General features: G+C 42.1%; 15 protein-coding genes and 1 other RNA gene. 4 read left to right on the top strand and 12 right to left on the bottom strand.

All coding sequences use genetic code 11. The annotated features are described in order from the left end of the window. The first annotated feature begins 24 nt into the window (after positions 1–24). Positions 25–744: a ComF family protein gene (locus DC077_RS06425; protein ID WP_109201592.1), complete on the top strand. Its 720-nt coding sequence runs from the start codon at positions 25–27 to the stop codon at positions 742–744. 39 nt (positions 745–783) lie between these two features. Beyond that, positions 784–978, top strand: a non-coding RNA gene (gene ssrS, locus DC077_RS06430) — 6S RNA. A 576-nt stretch (positions 979–1,554) separates the two neighbouring features. On the opposite strand, the gene DC077_RS06435 is transcribed toward ssrS, so the two are convergent. The 8 genes from DC077_RS06435 to ubiD form a co-directional block, all read right to left on the bottom strand. Next, complete coding sequence (locus DC077_RS06435) at positions 1,555–2,085, bottom strand: OmpA family protein (protein WP_109201591.1); 531 nt, start codon at positions 2,083–2,085, stop codon at positions 1,555–1,557. Positions 2,086–2,324: 239 nt separating this feature from the next. After that, entirely contained in the window at positions 2,325–4,058 is a 1,734-nt protein-coding gene (gene msbA / locus DC077_RS06440; RefSeq protein ID WP_239990265.1) for a lipid A export permease/ATP-binding protein MsbA, read from the bottom strand. A 93-nt stretch (positions 4,059–4,151) separates the two neighbouring features. Beyond that, positions 4,152–4,664, bottom strand: coding sequence for a peptidoglycan-associated lipoprotein Pal (gene pal, locus DC077_RS06445; RefSeq protein ID WP_109201590.1), 513 nt, complete (start codon positions 4,662–4,664; stop codon positions 4,152–4,154). Positions 4,665–4,711: 47 nt separating this feature from the next. Then, positions 4,712–5,980: a Tol-Pal system beta propeller repeat protein TolB gene (gene tolB, locus DC077_RS06450; protein WP_109201589.1), complete on the bottom strand. Its 1,269-nt coding sequence runs from the start codon at positions 5,978–5,980 to the stop codon at positions 4,712–4,714. A gap of 48 nt (positions 5,981–6,028) precedes the next feature. Then, positions 6,029–6,580: a hypoxanthine-guanine phosphoribosyltransferase gene (locus tag DC077_RS06455; protein WP_094567641.1), complete on the bottom strand. Its 552-nt coding sequence runs from the start codon at positions 6,578–6,580 to the stop codon at positions 6,029–6,031. Between the two features lie 57 nt (positions 6,581–6,637). After that, positions 6,638–7,888 carry a glutamyl-tRNA reductase gene (gene hemA / locus DC077_RS06460; protein WP_109201588.1) on the bottom strand — a complete coding sequence of 417 codons (1,251 nt, stop codon included), beginning with the start codon at positions 7,886–7,888 and terminating at the stop codon, positions 6,638–6,640. 475 nt (positions 7,889–8,363) lie between these two features. Next, positions 8,364–8,927: a Slp family lipoprotein gene (locus tag DC077_RS06465; protein WP_157953501.1), complete on the bottom strand. Its 564-nt coding sequence runs from the start codon at positions 8,925–8,927 to the stop codon at positions 8,364–8,366. Positions 8,928–9,068: 141 nt separating this feature from the next. Beyond that, positions 9,069–10,541, bottom strand: coding sequence for a 4-hydroxy-3-polyprenylbenzoate decarboxylase (gene ubiD, locus DC077_RS06470; protein WP_109201586.1), 1,473 nt, complete (start codon positions 10,539–10,541; stop codon positions 9,069–9,071). A 311-nt stretch (positions 10,542–10,852) separates the two neighbouring features. Here ubiD and DC077_RS06475 point away from each other — a divergent pair, with 311 nt between their 5' ends. Then, positions 10,853–12,544 (top strand): sulfatase-like hydrolase/transferase, encoded by a 1,692-nt coding sequence (locus tag DC077_RS06475; RefSeq protein ID WP_109201585.1) that lies wholly within the window; start codon positions 10,853–10,855, stop codon positions 12,542–12,544. Between the two features lie 240 nt (positions 12,545–12,784). On the opposite strand, the gene DC077_RS06480 is transcribed toward DC077_RS06475, so the two are convergent. After that, entirely contained in the window at positions 12,785–14,128 is a 1,344-nt protein-coding gene (locus DC077_RS06480; RefSeq protein ID WP_239990350.1) for an MATE family efflux transporter, read from the bottom strand. A 219-nt stretch (positions 14,129–14,347) separates the two neighbouring features. Here DC077_RS06480 and DC077_RS06485 point away from each other — a divergent pair, with 219 nt between their 5' ends. Then, positions 14,348–15,277 (top strand): HAD-IIA family hydrolase, encoded by a 930-nt coding sequence (locus DC077_RS06485; RefSeq protein ID WP_109201584.1) that lies wholly within the window; start codon positions 14,348–14,350, stop codon positions 15,275–15,277. Positions 15,278–15,501: 224 nt separating this feature from the next. Here DC077_RS06485 and DC077_RS06490 read toward each other — a convergent pair whose 3' ends face one another. The 3 genes from DC077_RS06490 to DC077_RS06500 all read right to left on the bottom strand — a co-directional run bounded on the left by DC077_RS06490 (position 15,502) and on the right by DC077_RS06500 (position 19,265). After that, positions 15,502–16,980: a Ppx/GppA phosphatase family protein gene (locus DC077_RS06490; protein ID WP_109201583.1), complete on the bottom strand. Its 1,479-nt coding sequence runs from the start codon at positions 16,978–16,980 to the stop codon at positions 15,502–15,504. A gap of 58 nt (positions 16,981–17,038) precedes the next feature. Beyond that, the gene (gene rsmA / locus DC077_RS06495; protein WP_109201582.1) at positions 17,039–17,818 is read right to left on the bottom strand and encodes a 16S rRNA (adenine(1518)-N(6)/adenine(1519)-N(6))-dimethyltransferase RsmA; all 780 of its coding nucleotides are present in this window, start codon (positions 17,816–17,818) and stop codon (positions 17,039–17,041) included. Positions 17,819–18,272: 454 nt separating this feature from the next. Next, positions 18,273–19,265, bottom strand: coding sequence for a peptidylprolyl isomerase (locus DC077_RS06500; RefSeq protein WP_109201581.1), 993 nt, complete (start codon positions 19,263–19,265; stop codon positions 18,273–18,275). Between the last annotated feature and the right edge of the window lie 12 nt (positions 19,266–19,277).

The following is a 19,277-nucleotide window of genomic DNA, read 5'->3' on the forward strand; positions in this document are numbered from 1 at the left end:
AGAGTCAATTAAGCGAGAGCAACAATGAAGCAATCGATATTAGAGCGTACAAAATATCTCTTAAAGTCACTATTCCCACCTTTTTGCACCCTCTGCCAGCAAAAAATTATATTAGAGAAGTATGAAAATCTCTGCCAAAGCTGTGTCTCAAAAATAATTTTTGCCGATCGAAAGTGTATCTTTTGTGATACAACCGGAGCCTTTCTGTGTCATTTTTGCAAAAAAGAACACCCTAAACTTCAGGATATTTTTGTCTGTTTCAATTATGAGAACACTGTTCGTAAGATTATTCAGCAATTTAAATACTCCCTACGCCCCTATTTAGCAAAAACATTAACTCAGTTAATGTGGCAGCAAGCACCCAACTTCTTTGCTCAATTACCGATCGATACAACCATTATTCCTATGCCAAGTGGCCGTCTTCGCATTGCGAAGCGAGGATACAATCCCGTCAGTGAAGTGGCTCGACATCTATCGAGACGTAGTGAGCTCTCCTACTGTGATAACTATCTAAAAAAGCGTGCCTTTTCTATTCCTCAGACAGACCTTAAACGATCTGAAAGACTTACAAATCTACAAAACCACTTTATTAAAAATCATGCTGTTCTATCGCCTGCAGAGCAGAGATCATTCCTTATTATCGATGATGTTGTGACAACTGGTCGCTCCTTTAAGCAACTCCTTAAAAAGATGGATAGTCCTCATACAGAGGAGCTTTACGGCCTTTTTATCGCCCAATCTTAGGTTGATAATTTATGGTGATTATGTCAAAATGTCGTTGGTGCGTTTCTGTTATGTACGAGCGTTTTTATCACCATACACCTCTTGATCCTAATTTTAATACTTTGGATCGCCGACATTAGAGTTTGGTGTGCAAGCTGATTTAGTTCAGAAGCCTAAAGAACTCTATTAGGTATCCACTTGAACGTACGCGTTCAAGAGTCTTGGTGATTTGCAACCGACTACTACGGAAGCGCACCCTTTTTTTATCTAAAAAAAGCCAGAGAAGAATCATCTATCGAACCTCTATCGATCTTTGTTGATGCTCCTTTCATCAGCCTCGGAGACTATATTCTAGGCTAAAATCAGAATATTACCTTTTCTAAATTAATATTAGAGTGAATACTTGGCTAATAGTGTAAGCTCGCCATTCTAAATCCTAAATATTACATCAGCAAGTTAACAATTAACAATGAAATATGCTTTTACCTTCTCAAGCCTCATGCTTCTGCCCTTATCTGATCAATCCTTATATGCTCATTGAGAAGTATTATAAGATTAAAAGCACCCCTCAGGCTTAGAATATCCGCTTTAATCAAACCGATGAGGTTCTAGAGTGGAATAACTCTCATAAAACAGTTGATCGCTACAATCGCCAATAATCGGCGTTAAATGGTGGCTGTTGCCGCAGAGTTTATCGCAGAGTGATAAATATTAAAATGATTACAAAAATAGAATGCACAAAAAAAGCACTCTATTAGATAGAGTGCTCTGAACATTACCCCGATGAAATTATTATCGGAGCAAGTTGCTCAACAATAGAGAAATTGTTAATTAGTTAACGTTTACTTCTCTTACTGCTTCAATTTTAACATCTACACGACGGTTTTTCGCACGGCCTTCAGCAGTTGCGTTGTCAAATGTGTAGCTGATACCTTCACCCTTAGCAGTGATAATTGCTGGGTTAACACCTTTCTCAACTAAGTAGTTGCGTACTGCATCTGCACGACGTTGTGAAAGACCAAGGTTGTATTTCTCGCTACCGATCGCATCAGTGTGACCTGTAAGAGTGATTGATTTTACATCGTTTGCATTCTTAACAAGCTCTGCTGCTACTTTATCAAGTAACTCACGGCCTTGTGGACGAAGTTCTGCTTTATCAAAAGCAAAGAATGTATCTGCTGAGAAAGTTAAATCTTGCACAACAACACCACATCCAGGAACGCCATCTTTAACTAAGACACACTCGCCTTGACGATCTTTTACAAACTCACCTTGTCTATCGATTAACGAATCTGTCGCTGCTACAGCTGTAGAAGTCGCGAATAGACCTGCTAATGCAGCAATAGTTAATTGCTTTTTCATATAAGTCTCCACTTAATTACTAATTATAAAATAAATGTATTACAGACAGTTGTAACAAGTTACCTTCAGATAATACAAACTAACGGTTCAATCATATCTCATTTTTATTAGAATTGATACATATTTGCATCAAAAATCCAAATTTGTGGGATTTTTAATACAAATATCTTTTTTGATACAACCCCGATCAAGCCCGGGTGATCCATCATGGAATAAAAATTATTTATAATAAGATAAGTCTATTTTTTATCTACCCGATAGAGTTTGGCATAATATCCCGCCTTCTCAAGCAAGCTTTGATGTGTACCAACTTCAACAATTCGTCCTTGATCAAAAACAACAATCTTATCGGCATGCTCTATCGTTGAGAGTCGATGAGCAATAATAATCGTCGTCTTCTCACGACTCAGCTCTTTGAGTGCCTGTTGAATGGCATACTCACTCTCATTATCTAAACTACTTGTCGCCTCATCAAAGATTAAGATCGGAGCATCTTTCAAAATCGCCCGCGCAATCGCAATCCTTTGACGCTGGCCTCCTGATAATTTTGCCCCATTCTCACCAATGACTGTCTCATACTGCTCAGGTAACTTCTCAATAAAAGCATTGGCATTTGCAAATTGAGCTGCTTTTTCAATCGCCTCTTCAGTCGAAAATTCGTTACCAAAACTGATATTTTTAGCAATCGTATCTGCAAAAAGAATGACATGCTGCCCAACGTAACCGATCGCTGATCGATAAGCGGCGAGCTCAATCTCCTCAATATTCTTACCATCTAAAGAGATCGAACCTGAGGTTGGATTGTAAAATCGGGAAAGCAGATTCGCAAAGGTGCTCTTTCCACTGCCGGAGGCACCTACAAGCGCTACCGTTTCATAGGGCTTAATCTCTAAAGAGATCTCTTTAAGTGCCGCTACCTCACTTCCCTCATATTGGAAAGTCACATCTTTAAATTCAATATGCCCTTTCACCTGCGATAACTTAGCATCGCCTTGATCTTTTTCTCCTTCCGCATCTAAAATACTAAAGACCCCTTCAGCACCGGCCGCTCCCCGTTGTAACGCCTCATTCATACTGACTAAACGTTTAATCGGCGTTAACATTCCAACCATCGCTGCTAACAACGAGATAAAACTTCCGATAGTAACCTGATCTGCCGAGGCTTGATTTGAGGCATACCAGATCACAAAGGCGATAAAAATCACTAAAAAGACTTGGGAGACAGGGCTTGCTAATTGGCTAGCGACCAAGCTCTTCATACTCAAGTGTCTTAGATCCTTATTAACCTTAGAGAAACGTCCATTAACTTGATCATAAGCTTCAAAGAGCTTGATCTCCTTCTGCCCTCTAATCCCCTCTTCTAAGATATGATTAAACTCGCCCATATGCCCCTGCATTCTTCGAGAGATCCCCCGCAAACGTTTAGAGACATAGCGTAAAATCAGATAGAGAAATGGCGCCATTAAGAAGACAAGAAGTGTAATTTGCCAATTATTCACAAACATCACCGTAACCAATCCGATGATCATGGCACTATCTTTAATAATCGATACTAAGGTAAGGGAGCTGACAGCCATCAACTGTGCAACATCGAAGGTCAACTTCGACATAAAGTAACCAGTAGAGTGCTTATCAAATGCTGTTTGCGGTAGATGCAGTAATTTATCAAACATTGCGACTCGAAGTGTCGTGATCACTCTCTGAGAGATCCACTGCATCCCAAAGCTACCTGCGAAATTGAGTACGCTCGTTAGGATAAAAGCACCGACAACAAGCCACGGCATCAACTCAATAAAGAGCCGATTCTTATCGACAAAGCCTTCATCTAGAATCGGTTTTAATAACCAAAATAGACCCGCTTCTGCAAACCCACCGAGCACGACACATAAAAGTGAAGTAATTAAGATCAGCGGATATTTGAAAGAGTAAGATAAGATCCGTTTATATAAGCCCAAACTCTCTTTTTTAATCACAAAACTTCCTTCTTAAAAGTAGAAAAGCACCTATGCTACTGCTGCACAGGCGCTCTCTTTATATCGATCCTAATTCGTGATGCGGAACCTTAATTAGTAGACAATCTCTACGCGACGGTTTTGTGCCCACGCACTCTCATCATATCCTGAGACTGCTGGCATCTCTTTTCCGTAGCTTCGAACTTTAATCTGATTTGGATTTGCTCCTGATTGGAGGAGAAGATCCCTAACGCTCAATGCTCGGCGTTCGCCTAATCCCATATTATACTCGTGCGATCCACGATCATCGGTATGCCCTTCTAACCAAACACCTCGATTAGGGTTTGCTTTAAGTTCCTGTCCATGCGCACGAACCACATCATAAGACTCACGACGCAAACGATCTGAGTCAAAATCAAAGTAGATAATACGATCTGCTGTTCCACGTTTACCATAGTCGGCATCATAGTAGGTACTAGCAGGCCCTTCTCCGTAACCATAGCCATAACCTACGCCACCAGGACCGCCGGTGCCACCGACACCACCCGCTCCACCTGTAGAGCTACACGCTGCAACCACAGCTCCTAATAGCGCTATGGAGATACCTCTCATCATTAACTTACGCATTTTAAACCCTCTTGAAATCTATGTAGTAGTAAATCTTTTATTGTTATCTATCGAACATTAGGCGACCAGCTCGGTTTACGAACATCGGTTCCGATTCCATAGAATCGTTGCTCAACATTTCCATCTGTAGAGATAATTTTGAGCCCACCGCGACCATCTGAATAGAGAATCATATGGCTATTACCTGAAAAACTTGGCGCCTCATCCTTACCACCATTTGTCAATCGTTTAACATTACCTGTTGTTAAATCCATCACTGCAATTCCAAAGCCTTGCCCTGGATTGCGCTGCATCATCGCCAAATGTTTTCCATCCGCTGAGATTGTCGCATTGGCATTATAGTTACCCACATTAGAGATACGAACAGGTGCTCCACCATTTTCTGGCATTCTATAAATTTGTGGAGTACCTCCACGATCTGAGGTGAAGTAGATCATCCCATCAGGACCCCATGCCGGCTCTGTATCGATACTTGGACTATTTGTTAAACGGGTTAAATTACTACCATCTATATTTGCAGTGTAGATCTCTGGATTTCCATCTCGTGAAAGAGTGAAAGCTAGACGGGTACCATCAGGCGACCAAGTAGGTGCTGAGTTAATCCCAGGCTCACTAATCACAACATGGCGCTTTCCACTATAGAGATCTTGCACCATAATCTGATTCCGCTTCTTCTCAAAAGAAGCATATGCTATTTTACGACCATCCGGCGACCAAGTAGGTGATAAAATCGGTTCATTTGACTCTAAAATCACCTGTGGGTAGGCGCCATCGGCATCAGCTACAACTAGTGAGAAGGTACGGTTATTACGAGAAACATAAGCTACTTTTGAGCTAAATGAACCGGGAACACCAGTAATTGCTTCATAGATAAAATCAGCAACTTTATGAGCTACTGCTCGTTGCCCCTTCTCATCATTCACATATTGAAAATCTCGACTCGCTCGCACACTCTTTGAAAAGGTGTCACCCACCTCAACATGGAGCATATTCCCTTTCGGCGTTAAGATCGCGATAAAGTTGATGCCGGCAGCACGCCAAATTCCACTATCTGCCTGCCCCACATTATTCAACTGCTCAGGCACCGCAAGCCCCACCTTAGGGATAAAACGCCCAGAACGATGGAGATCATTGATCACCACTTCTAAAAATTTCTGATTATTTGTCGCATGATCAACAATTGCTATGGGATAAGCTTGACTCGATGCTTTAACAATCTCTAATTTTACTTGTGCATGAAGAGGAACTATCGCTACTAATGAGAAAACCATCAGCAGTAGTAACTGTCGCGCTCTTATAATTAAGTTTTTACTCATCTCACACCTCTGTTATCTTTCTGTTAGCTCTCTATTATCTCTATTAGTCTACTCTTTTAACGCCCAAATCCCGGGAAGATTACGCCAATACTCATGATAATCCATGCCACAACCAAAGATATAACGATCAGGCACATCAACACCAATATAATTTACTTTAAAATCTTTCGGTTTACGCTCATGGACTTTATTCACCAATGCTGCCGTATAGACCACCTGTGCGCCCATATTCTCAATAACGGAGACAATCTCCTTGAGTGTAGTTCCCTCATCAAAGATATCTTCAATAAGTAGTACCACCCGATCTTTCACATCAACAGATGGCTTTACTTTCCACTCAAGTGTTGCACCCTCAATATCCCCGTTATATCTTGTTGCATGAAGATAACCGATCTGAAAAGGGAAGTTCAAACGAGTTAAAAGTTGTCCAGCAGGAATCAATGCTCCATTCATCACCACTAATACTAGTGGATCTGAAAGTTCTAAATCATAGGTGATAGCACGACCCATCGCATCATAAGCGTCCTGAATTTCTGAAGCTAAGATAATCTCTTCCGATTTAGCAATAATATCTTGCGCCTCTTCAAACGTAATTGACATACCAATCCTTGAGTAAATAAAAAATGAATGGGGTAATTATACCAAATTACCTCTTTTTTAAATCTTAAATTGTGTTAAAAGCTCGGCAACAGTCGCCGTCTCTTCTGACTCTTCTAATGACTTAAGATGTTCAATCATTGGGTGAAGGATACGATTGGTCAGCTGAGTTGCCATCTTTTCGATTAACTCCGCATCAAATTCGCTCTCAAGTTGATTGAAGAGGCGACGAATCGCGTCATCTCGCTCCCTCTCGGCATAAGCGACTATTGTTTGTACAGAATGACCTATTTCTGCGATTTTATACCATTCACACCAACGTACAAGCCCTTTCTCAATATATTGCTCTGCAAGAATTGCAGCCTCTTCTCTAGCACGTTGATTACTCTCAACAATCTCATTGAGATCATCAACTGTGTAGAGATAGGTGTTAGAGAGTTTATCGATCTCTGGTGAAATATCACGCGGAACGGCAAGATCAATTAATAAAATTGGGCGATTTTTTCTGATCTTTAAGGCAGCTTTAGCCATCTCTTTTGTAATTAAGGCATCCTGAGCCGCAGTAGAAGCAACCACAATATCGGCTATCGGTAGAAGCTCTGGCAACTGTTCTAAACCATGCGCTTGCGCTTCAACCCCTAACTCTTCAATCATCAACTCAGCTCGCTCAACGCGTCGATTAGCAATTGTGATTTTGCGAACGCCCGCTTCAATTAAGTGACGCGCCACAAGCTCAATTGTCTCACCTGCCCCTACTAGCAATACATGATGATGCTCTAAACCATCGAAGATATTACGCGCTAACTGCACAGCAGAGAAGGCAACCGAGACAGCAAATGCACCGATATTTGTCTCTGTACGAATCTCTTTGGCGACATTGAAACTCATCTGTAACACTCTTTGAAGATACTTTTTAGCAGTTCCATACTCTGTCGCTAAGGTAAGAGCATCCTTCAACTGCCCCATAATTTGAGGCTCACCAAGAATAAGGGACTCTAAGCCGGCAGCAACGCGAAAAATATAACGCGCGGCCGCATCCCCTTCAATTTGATAGAGATGAGATTTTGCCGTTTTTGCATCAAGCTCCGAGTACTTCGCCCAAATCTCACAAAATTCTTCTACCGATATAGAGAGCTGATAAAAATAGAACTCTGTTCGATTACAAGTCGATAACACAACAACTTCGCTCGCTAATTGATGACTTCTTGCCATCTCTAAAAATGCTCGAATATTTTCCGGCACTAATGTTGCGCGCTCTCGAATTTCTACCGAAGCAGTCTTATGTCCTATCCCTAATACTAATAAACTCATGAGCTATTAAAATCCAATCTATCCTCAAATATAATAAGCGCCCAAATCATACCAAAATTCAGGAGATTACGCATTGAGATCTACCCTTTATAAATAGCGTCTTTGCCATTTATCTCTCTTTTTTTGAGATAAATATTTCCACTCACAAAGACCCTTCCAAGCCATCTACTGCTCTATTTTCTACAAAAGCAAGAAAGAACAAAACTCGACAAGCTTACCTAGTACCTTGCGAGTTTTATACTAACTTTCTTTTTTCTGCTCTAGATCAACGTTCTATCTAGCTTTATCTAACGTTTATATTAATGTTCATCTAACATTGATCTATCTATTATCGACTCTCTAGTTATCTTAAACATTATCCCGTTTTTATCTGTCTGTTTTCTGTTTACTATCTCTTTGTTAGCTAATTTCGCTCGAAATCAACGCTGCTCTATTCTATCACTTCAATCGCCTAAATTTTATCACTTAATCATCCTTAATAGTAATAGGGTGCGTAGGGACTAAATCCAAAACCCCAATTAGGTCGGTAAAAACCGAAACCGATAGCTGGGCTGTTAAAGAAGGGTTCATCATAGTAGATCTCTCGTTTCGGATCGCGCCAAAACTGATAGTCAAGCGCATCTAAGGTGATGACACGCACCCGCTCCCCACCTAATGAGACCTCCTCTGCAGATTTAACAATCCCTACTGCCGTAAGATAATCCCCCGGCGAATAACCACGAACACGAATCCCCCCCGGAATATCAACAATCAGACGATTATTATCCATCTCCCCATTTCGAAGAGGATAGCCATCTCGATTGAGTTCATAACGCACCAGTTCGATCCGTGTTCCAAATGCCGGCTGATTCATTGTGATAATCATTCCACCTAAGATAACCTCTTTGCCGATCAATTCCTGATTACTCATCATATCGACCTGATAATCACCATAAGCATTAGGATTATTTGTAGAGATATTTCCGCCGCCTAATGAAGCACAACCCACCACAACAAGAGCCATCATATAGAGGATGCCCATTTTTAGTAACTTCTTCATCTTTACTCCTTCTCGCTTCAGAAGCGATCTCTTTCCATCACCCATTTTCGATCGCGGGCATTCCACCATCAACGACTCATGATTCAATTGTTGATCATCAATCAAGGGCTAGCCAAAATTAGTCAAGACCCATCTCTAAGATCAATCAAAGATCTTCAAGCGATCCCACTTTGCATCAACTTTGGCAACAATCTCAGGATCTTGAACAATCGGAACTCCCCATTCGCGATCGGTCTCCCCTTCCCACTTATTGGTAGCATCAAGCCCCATCTTCGAGCCTAAGCCAGAAATAGGCGACGCAAAATCGAGATAATCGATCGGGGTATTATCTACCATCACGGTATCTCTCGATGGATCCATTCGCGTGGTAATCGCCCAGATCACATCTTGCCAATTACGACAATTGACATCCTCATCGACAATCACAATAAACTTGGTATACATAAATTGTCGCAGATAGGACCAGATTCCTAACATAATTCGTTTTGCATGCCCAGGATACTGCTTCTTAATAGAAACGACAGCCATCCGATAAGAGCATCCCTCCGGTGGAAGATAAAAATCGACAATTTCCGGAAACTGCTTACGCAAAATAGGGACAAAAACCTCATTCAGAGCAACTCCTAACACAGCTGGCTCATCGGGTGGTCGACCCGTATAAGTCGAGTGATAGATCGGATTGACTCTTGTTGTCATTCTCTCAACAGTAAAGACCGGGAAAAAATCTGTCTCATTATAGTAACCGGTATGATCACCATAAGGTCCCTCTTCTGCGAGATCATCTGGATAGATATATCCTTCTAATATAATCTCCGCAGTTGCCGGCACTGAGAGTTCTTGATGGAGCGTTGCACGCGCGATCTTTGTTCTCTTTCCACGTAAAAGTCCGGCAAAAGCATATTCTGAAAGGGCATCTGGCACCGGTGTTACAGCGCCTAAAATCGTGGCCGGATCAGCACCTAGAGCAACAACAACAGGAAAGGGCTTGCCGGGATTTTTAAGTTGAAAATCACGATAATCGAGCGCACCACCTCGATGAGCTAACCAGCGCATAATCAGACGATTTTTACCTATGACCTGCTGCCGGTAAATTCCTAAATTTTGTCGGCGCTTAGAAGGCCCTTTTGTAATGGTTAAGCCCCATGTAACAAGCGGTGCCGCATCTCCTGGCCAACAATGTTGAATCGGCATCGCTGTCAGATCGATCTCCTCTTTTTCAAGGATTACCTCCTGACAGAGTGGCTTTTTAACACGTTGAGGACGCATCGATAAGATCTGTTTAAATTGTGGAAGCTTCTTCCAAGCATCTTTTAAATTCTCCGGTGCTTCTGGCTCTTTTAGAAAAGCTAAAAACTCCCCGACATCACGAAGCTTATCCACCGATGCCTGCCCCATTCCAAAAGCAACACGCTCCGGTGTTCCAAAAAGGTTAGTCAACACCGGCATATCGAAGCCTTTAGGATTCTCAAATAGAAGTGCAGGCCCCTCTTTTCTTAAGGTTCGATCACTGATCTCGGTCATCTCTAAATAAGGATCGATCTCTTCTGTGATTCGTTTAAGCTCTCCCCGTGCCTCTAAAAAAGCAATAAATTCCCGTAGATCTTGAAATTGCATGCACTATTCCTATTCTCAAATTATCGAAAGATGCTCTATTTTAGCATAGACAGCGGGGATATCTCTCTACTATCCTCTTCTGTTTGTCAAAGAGAGGATCCCTTATTTTCTCCCTCTTCTCCCCCTCCTCTCTGCATTTTCTCTGTATTATATCGCTATTTTAGAGAAAACCTGCCACCAGATATGAAATTGCCTTTAAAAACCTAAAGCGCCAATGAGCACTAAAGATCGATCTTCTATTACTCAACTTGAAAAATGATCGGTATAATGCAAGCTTTCTATCCATTCCTGAAATAGGAGCAAGAGCCTCTATGCGCCTTCTGAGTAAAATTATCTTAATTGCCCTCGGCTTTATTCTGATCAATTACCCCTTCATTGAGGGAAAAGCTTACTACTACATCTCAATTGAACGCCCTGACCGGCTGATTCGGCATCTCTTAACCGCACTCTTTGCTTTAACAATCATTGAACTCTTTGCCTTTACAAAGATGCGCTACCGAATTCCGCTCTACCTGCTCTTTCTGTTTGGCTCAATGACCTATCTGATCTACTACTTCTCTGCGGGCAGTGAGCCTGATTATGAAGATTTTCGTACTTTGATGGATGCTCGGGTCATGATTAAGGATGCCGCTCTGGGCTACCAAGATGCGATCTGGATGGCGATTCTTTACCATATTCCTATAACAATCGGCATCTTTCTCTTCCCTAAGATCTATATGGGTTGGAAAGGAACAACAACGGCGATTGCACTCTATCTGATCGCCCTTGCTGGAATGTTAATGATTATCTACAACAAAAGTGGAAAAGGGACCAACGGACGCGCCTCCTATATTACGCCGGTAGCACAAGTTGTTACTTTCACCTACCTCAACTATCTCCGTGCCGATAGTGCAAGCTTTGAGCTCTATCCTCGAGAAGCACCTACCGCCGCAGATCTAACAACACCTAAAGCTCGCCATATCATTGTTGTGATGGATGAATCGATCCGCGGGGATATGGTCTCTCTTGATAATCGTGCCGGCACCACACCTGCGCTCACCACATTTACACCTGAAAGTGTCTACGATTTTGGATTAATAGCCTCATTCTCTAACTGTAGTGATACCTCAAACCTTGCCGCGCGCAAACTGCCTCGACTCAATAAAGAGCCTAGCGATCTCTTTTTAGATAAAACAACCGTCTGGGATCTTGCAGAAACTGCCGGCTTTAAACCCTATGTGATCGATGCACAACATAATGCTTCAGGCCACAACTTCTATACTGATAAAGAATTAAAAAATGTTGTCAATATCCCAGGATCACAATTAAAGAGTGATGGTGAAGTGATCGATATTATTGCAGAGATCTTTGCAAAGAATGAGACTCCTACCTTCATCTATGCCGGTCTGAAAGGCTCTCACTTCCCATTCCAAAATACAGGCTTCCCAACACCCTTTGAGCCTGCAATGAAAAATACCGTTCTTGCCGATGCGACCGCTGAAGAGGCTCTTAACTCCTATAAAAACTTGATTTTAGCAAATACCAATCAGTTTTTTGTAAAACTTAAGACACTCTTAGAACAATATCCCGATACTATCGTGATCTACACTTCAGATCATGGACAAGACCTCTCTGACCCCAAAAATAAGAAGACCCACTGTGATGCGAAGACAACCTCCATGGAAGAGGGAATTGTTCCACTACTACTTTTTGCGGATCAGTCTGTCTTAGAGAGCCCTCTAATTGAGCGTTTAATAGAAAATCCCGGCATTACCAATCAGATGATTATCGCACCAATGGTGATGGATTTTATGGGCTATAAACCCTCCGTAATCGAAGCATTTACAGAGTATCCTGCACTCCTTAATCGCACGGGAAGTGATATTGGATTTATCTATAAACGTCCTATTCCTCACTTTAGAAGCGAGATCGAGCGTTTCGATATTACGCCGGAAGATCTCCAATATTTCCGGGAACATGGACGATCCGATAAACAGCTCGAATATAACTTCTTTGCTGATTAAAATAGAAGGGATAATCACGCCTAGCCATTAGAACGCTAATTAGACCAGTCATTAGACCGATAATTAGACCGATAATTAGACTCACAAGACCAATAGCACTCGCTATAAAATAGCGTCAAAGAGATAAAGAGCCAATGTAATAATGTTTGTTACATTGGCTTTTTAAATAAAAAAACGATCAGTAACGACTAGTAACGATATATGAAGACAAAAGAAGATAAATGAAGATAAATGGGGGCGCTATTCTCCTAGCTCATCTTCAAACTCTTCATCGGTAATTCGCTGATAACGATGATAAAACATAAAGCTGACTGGAACTGCAAGAATAACTGTAGCAATGGGCATCGTAAGCCAAACGCCATCTAATCCCCAGTATTTAGGAAGTAGGTAGAGGAATGGCACCTGTAGTAGAAGATTTCCTACCGATATCACCAATGCTTTCTGCCCTTCTCCAATCGCTTGGAAGAACATAGTTGCCGTTACAAAGAGTCCATCTAAAAAGAGAACTGCTAAATGTAATCGTAGGGCATAGACCGTCACAGAGACCAATTCTGGATCATCGGTAAACCAACTTGTGAAAAAATGGGGAAAGATCAGCAATAGCGCTGTAATGATAATTCCGACCCCTAATCCTACATAGATCATTAAACGGGTCACATAGCGGGTAGACATCACTCGCTCTTCACCATAAAAGCGGCTAATTAGCGGTTGGGCACCATTTGCAACCCCCTCTACAGCGAAGTAATAGATGGTTAGAAGATAGCCGGCAATGGTATAGGCTGAGACTGCGACTGTTCCACCATACTCCATTAAGAATTTATGGTGCAAGGTCATAATAAAGCCGATATAGATAAAGGTGAAAAAGGCGGAACTTCCGGTTAGAAGAATACGACCTAGAAGGCGAAAATCTGGCTTAAAATCTGCAAGAGTCAATCTCTCATCACTCTGCTTAAGCACATAGTAGCCACCAAGTACCATCGCAACCATCTCTCCGCCAATACTCGCTAAAGCGGCGCCTAAAATACCAATTTTAAAATAGGAGATAAGAAGAAAAGAGAGCAGGATATTGACTGTGACGCCAGCAGCGATATAACCAGTTGCCCGCAAAGGTGTTCCCACATTACGAACAATAAAAGGCATCGCTAAGCTACCAATAACAAAGGGCGCGGCAAAAGAGAAAGTGCGGATAAAGAGGATCGACATCTCTGCTGCTTCACCTGAAACGCCCAAGATACTCACTAGCCATGGCGCAAGTGTGTAGAGGATAATACCGATCAAGATCCCTGGGATAAATTGCAAAAAGAGTGCCTGCCCCAAGATCTTCCGAGCGCGAGAATGCTCCTCTTCCCCCTTCGCGATAGAGTAGAGACTACCAATTCCCACCCCTACCAAAAATCCAAAGCCCAAAAGGAGCGTAATATAAGACCAGCCGATATTGACCGCTGCTAACCCTTCAACCCCGATAAAATGCCCTACAAAGAAACCATCAACAATCTGATATGTTCCACTAATAAACATCGCAAGCACTGTAGGAATCACATAACTTGCAAATAGTTTAATCACAAGAAGATTATAACGGCGCACAAAAACCTCAAGGTAGCTGATAATAGCTCTAGTTTACTCCGCTTTTTCATAAAAAGGATAGTGAAAAATAAAATATAATTTCACCCCTTATCTACCAAAATAGCAGCAACTTTCGCCGAGGATTCATTTAAACAACATGTTAAAACATTGCCATAAAGGTATGATATGGTAAGTGCTCTCTTTTTTGACAACCCTAACTTCTTGCAATAGAGGTGTAAAATGCTTGATTTTGACAAAGTTTGGTCTCTTTATGATACCCATTACAATCATGACCGACTCTTTCCGAACAGTAGTGCTCCCATTAAAGCTGTAGAGCAGGTTGACTCCCTACTCGCAATCAAAGATCAGTATGATATCTTATTGCTCGATGGCTTCGGCGTCCTCAATATCGGCGGTACAGCAGTTCCCCATATGCCCGATACCATCAAAGCACTACAGAGTGAAGGCAAGGAGACATTTATCCTCACCAATGGAGCATCCTATCCTACCGATGTTCGTGCCAAGATGTATCCTCCATTAGGTTACGATATTCCCGCCTCCCACATTATCTCTTCTCGCGATGCAGTGGAGCAGGAACTTCCCCACTTCGAATTAACTCGTGCCGGTGGCACTTGGGGGGTTATTGTCGGTGATGGGGCTTTTATAGAGCGATTGCCGGCAAATACAGTACTTCTCTCAAAAGAGAATATCGATCGTGTCGATGGTTTTATCTTTCTGGCAACTAGCTATTGGAATCAGAAATGGCAGGAACGACTGACAATCTCCTTAATCAAACGTCGCCGACCGATCATTATCGGTAACCCTGATATTAGCGCTCCTCTTGAAACCTCGTTTTCCGTTGAGCCGGGCTACTACGCGATTGAGCTACTAAATATGATTCCTGATCTTGAAATCACCTATTGTGGCAAACCATTCCAAAATACCTACCAAGCGGCTTTCCAGAGAATAGAGGAGGTTGTTGGAGCGTTTGAGCCTCATCGCGTTCTAATGGTGGGAGATACTCTCCATACCGATATTTTAGGCGGCAATGAAGCGGGCTGTAAAACCTTACTCAAAGCAGATTGGGGCTTCCTTCGAGGTCGTGACCCCCTTCCCTATATCAAATCTGCAAATATCTATCCCGATTTCCTTATTAAGAATAGAAATTAAAATACTCGATTTGTTGGATTCATTGGATTCATGGGATTCGTTGGAGTCATTATCTATTATAGATCCCAGATAATCCGAAAAAAGAGAGAGGGCGTAGCGCTCGTCACTAATTGGGTATCGAGCCCTCGCCTTCTCTCTTTACTCTTTACTCGTCATAACGAATCAAAATACGTTTGCTCAAATCCTTCTTTTTCAACGTATTCTTTTTTATAACTTTATTCCTATCACCAGATAAGATCGATCCCCGCTTGACGTAAGAAGCGCCGCTCACTCGAGAGATCTTCTAAAAAGAGCGGATGCTCTTTCAACCAATCTTTCTCAAAATGGAGCCGAATCTCATTATCGGAGACAATAATCTCAACCGTTGGAGACTCCTGTAAGTAACGCCCCCGATTAAAAAGAACAGAGACGCGCAGAAGTAGCGTAATTTTCAAGAGATAATCGGGTAGTCCCACAAAGTCATCAAGATCGATTTTACGTTGATGGTTTCGAATAATTGTGGCCAATATCCGTTGATCCTGCTTACTAAAGCCATCGAGATCAGCATGTTCAACAAGATAGGCTGAGTGACGAAAATGGCGATGATGGGAGATTGAAAGGCCGATCTCATGAAGATAAGAGGCCCACTTTAGGTAACGAAGCGCTTCCTCACTTAAAAGGATCTTTTCTCCCTCACTATTTTTCAACATCTTAGCGAGTTTAAGGCTACTAATCGCCACCCTTCTCGCCTGCCCCTCATCCGCCCCTAAACGGGTAATAAGACTATTAATTGTCTCATCCCGGCGATCTTTCTGCTGAACTCGCCCTAATAGATCAAAAAGGATACCCTCTCGCAGCGCCACATTTGTCACGCTCATCTGCTTAATGGAGAGAATTTTAAAAGCGGCCTGTAAGATTATTAACCCCGCCCCAATTACATCTGCCCGCAATTCACTAATATCAAAAAATTTTGCAATCTTTTTCACAGAACCTAGAGCAATAAATTTTCGTACTAGCCGTTTAAGCGCCTCCCCGGTAATAAGCTCATCTTCAAAACCTAAGTAGGTTATCAATGTCCCTATTGTCTTAATCGTGCCCGATGTCCCGACAAAATAGGCATCCTTATAGGGAATAAGATAACGTAATGACTGCAATTCAGATTCAATATAGACAAGCGCCTGATCATACCCTTTCTGGGTAAATGCTCGATCTGGGAAGAAGCGCTTCGTCATATTGACACAGCCCACATCCCGGCTGTAGGCCGATTTAATATTGCTCTGTTGCCCTAAGATAAACTCCGTACTACCTCCGCCAATATCCATCACAAAGAGATCTTGATTCTCAACATGAACATATTGGGAAACTCCTAAGTAGATTAAACGCGCCTCTTCTCGCCCCGATATAATATCGATCGGCAGACCTAAAGCGGCCTCTGCCTCCTTAATAAAGCGCGGATCTTTCATCTTACGTAGCGTTAAGGTGCCAACTGCTCGGCAATTTTGAGGCGCAATATTGATCAGTCGCTCTCGAAACATCCGCAAACAGTGAAGCGCTCGCTCTCTAACAACAGGATCAATGCCCCCACCATCGAGTAAGCCATACCCTAGCTGTACCATCTCTTTGATACGATCAACCACCAAAATCCGACCATGATCTTCCTGCATCACCGCCATATGGAAGCTATTAGAACCTAAATCGATGACCGCATAGATATTATCTTTCATGTCTGCTCCATTCATCGCAGAAACAATAACGCTAATATAATGACAACTTATCTTTCAGCTATCGTTCTGCTAAATAGTTACTTAAGCGGACAAAATCTTCGATCTGTAAATTTTCTGCCCGAATTTTAGGATCGATATCGAGGGATTCAATCTCCTCTTCACCCATCAATCCTTTCAAATTATTACGCAACATCTTCCGCTTCATCGCAAAGGCCGCTTTAACGACCTCAAAAAAGAGCGCATCACTCTTAATGCCATAAGGATTGCCCTCGTAGGGAATCAGCCGGACAAATTGACTCATCACCTTTGGAGCGGGATCAAATGCATGGGGAGGAATCTCTAAGAGCGGAACCACCTCACAGTAGCGCTGTACCATAATAGAGAGTCGCCCAAATGCCGATTCTCCTGATTGAGCGGCCATACGATCAATAACCTCTTTTTGCAACATAAAGTGCATATCTTCAATCAGCTCAACATGCGCAAGAAGATGGAAGATGATCGGTGTAGAGATATTATAAGGAAGATTACCCACAACCCGCAGCTTTCTTCCCCCTTCACATAACTTTGCAAGATCCACCTGTAAAATATCATTGTTGATCACAGTTAAACCGCGCAATGACTCTAAGTAGGCGATCAGATCTCGGTCGAGCTCAATCACGGTCATCTCTTTTGCCGCGGCAAGCAGCGGACGTGTCATTGCTCCGAGGCCAGGTCCTATCTCAACAACTTTATCGCCCGGCTGAGGCATGATGGCGGCAACAATTTGAAAAATAATACTCTCATCTACCAAAAAGTTTTGGCCAAATCGTTTCCGTGCTCTATGTTGGGGTTTATTCATTCTGATAACCTTTCTCTCTACTTTAACCGATCTGAATACGCTCAATATTCTCGACATCTTGATACCTTGATACCTTGATACCTTGATACCTTGATATTTTGATATCTTGATATCTCAATATTGAATTTATGTTGAAGCTAAAACGGAGCTTCATCACTCCGCTAAAACATTACTATAAAAAATATGATTGAAGAGCCATTTTAAAGGGTAAACCCGATTCTGACTATCAATGCTGATAAAAAAAGAGCTCCGATAGCCTATCTCTAGATTATCGGAGCTATGTTTTATGATCTGCTGCTACTTCTCTTGCATTTCTGACAATTTCTTACGCATCTGATTGCAGCATCTTATGCGACACCTAACCATTCAACAATTATTAATTAAGTGATTTAGATAATTTTGATGATTTTGATGATTTTATTAAGCGCTTATCTTATTAAGCGTAAGCGATTACCTAATTCTTCGTAGGAGTACCGACTCGCTTCTCAATATGAACATCCGACAACATTCTATTGAGCCACTCATCAAAGGTATCTCCCGCTTTTTTCCGGAAATAGAACTCACGCGCAACGTTACGGATCGTCTCATCATCTTGGAAACCTTTGCGTCGCTCTTCCACCTTAATTAAATGATATCCATAAGGCGTTCTCACAGGCTGACTAATCTCTCCAACAGGAAGCGTCATCATTGTTTTTTCAAAAGAGGGTGCTAACTGTCCAAGACCGACCCAACCTAAATCACCATCTTGTGCCGCTGAAAAGGGATCTTGCGAGTTTGCTCGGGCAATATCTTCAAAGGTTCCATCACCGGAGATAATGCGATCTCTTAAACGATTCGCCTCCTGCAACGCCTTCGCCTCAGACTTATCTTTATTCACAGCCACTAAAATATGGCTTACCTTATGTTGCGGCACATCCGCACGCATCATCTCTTCTTTAAGACGCTTAAATTCTGCCGTCTTCATATAGAGATCAAGCTCTTTCTCTGTAATATTGATCCCTTGAACAACCTGATTTTGTAAACGTGAAGCTAACATCTGCCCACGAATATTCTCACGATACTGATTAAAGTCCATTCCTTGATAGGCGATATACTCTTTTAAAGTCGCAACATCGGTACCATTTCGTGCAGCAATCTCCATAATTGCGGCATCAACTTCATTATTTTGCACATAAAGACCTAGTTGTTTTGCAAATTGATCCTGAAATCTGCTCGTAATTAAGACACGAGCCACATGGTCTTCAAGCGCTGTTCCACTCATTCTCTGATTTGGCGGAAGATAGGCCATCTCCTGTTTTGCAAGATCTAATTCTCGTTGCCAGTCAGATAATGTGATAATGTCATTATTGATCACTATCGCGATACCATCAACGGTTCCAAGACGCGCCATCGCACTTGGAAGGGATATAAACAAAAGAGCTATCAAAGATAAAATACGCAGTTTCATAAAGGCTCACTT

Source organism: Ignatzschineria cameli, assembly GCF_003121895.1.
In the GTDB taxonomy this organism is placed as follows: Bacteria; Pseudomonadota; Gammaproteobacteria; order Cardiobacteriales; family Wohlfahrtiimonadaceae; genus Ignatzschineria; species Ignatzschineria cameli.

Bases quoted from the DNA above. Each gene is read 5' to 3' on its own strand.
- DC077_RS06485 (WP_109201584.1), top strand. From the start codon at position 14,348: ATGCTTGATTTTGACAAAGTTTGGTCTCTTTATGATACCCATTACAAT.
- DC077_RS06455 (WP_094567641.1), bottom strand. From the start codon at position 6,580: ATGTCAATTACGTTTGAAGAGGCGCAAGATATTATTGCTAAATCGGAA.
- tolB (WP_109201589.1), bottom strand. From the start codon at position 5,980: ATGAGTAAAAACTTAATTATAAGAGCGCGACAGTTACTACTGCTGATG.
- DC077_RS06465 (WP_157953501.1), bottom strand. From the start codon at position 8,927: ATGAAGAAGTTACTAAAAATGGGCATCCTCTATATGATGGCTCTTGTT.
- hemA (WP_109201588.1), bottom strand. From the start codon at position 7,888: ATGAGTTTATTAGTATTAGGGATAGGACATAAGACTGCTTCGGTAGAA.
- ubiD (WP_109201586.1), bottom strand. From the start codon at position 10,541: ATGCAATTTCAAGATCTACGGGAATTTATTGCTTTTTTAGAGGCACGG.
- pal (WP_109201590.1), bottom strand. From the start codon at position 4,664: ATGCGTAAGTTAATGATGAGAGGTATCTCCATAGCGCTATTAGGAGCT.
- DC077_RS06475 (WP_109201585.1), top strand. From the start codon at position 10,853: ATGCGCCTTCTGAGTAAAATTATCTTAATTGCCCTCGGCTTTATTCTG.
- DC077_RS06435 (WP_109201591.1), bottom strand. From the start codon at position 2,085: ATGAAAAAGCAATTAACTATTGCTGCATTAGCAGGTCTATTCGCGACT.
- DC077_RS06490 (WP_109201583.1), bottom strand. From the start codon at position 16,980: ATGAAAGATAATATCTATGCGGTCATCGATTTAGGTTCTAATAGCTTC.
- DC077_RS06500 (WP_109201581.1), bottom strand. From the start codon at position 19,265: ATGAAACTGCGTATTTTATCTTTGATAGCTCTTTTGTTTATATCCCTT.
- rsmA (WP_109201582.1), bottom strand. From the start codon at position 17,818: ATGAATAAACCCCAACATAGAGCACGGAAACGATTTGGCCAAAACTTT.
- DC077_RS06425 (WP_109201592.1), top strand. From the start codon at position 25: ATGAAGCAATCGATATTAGAGCGTACAAAATATCTCTTAAAGTCACTA.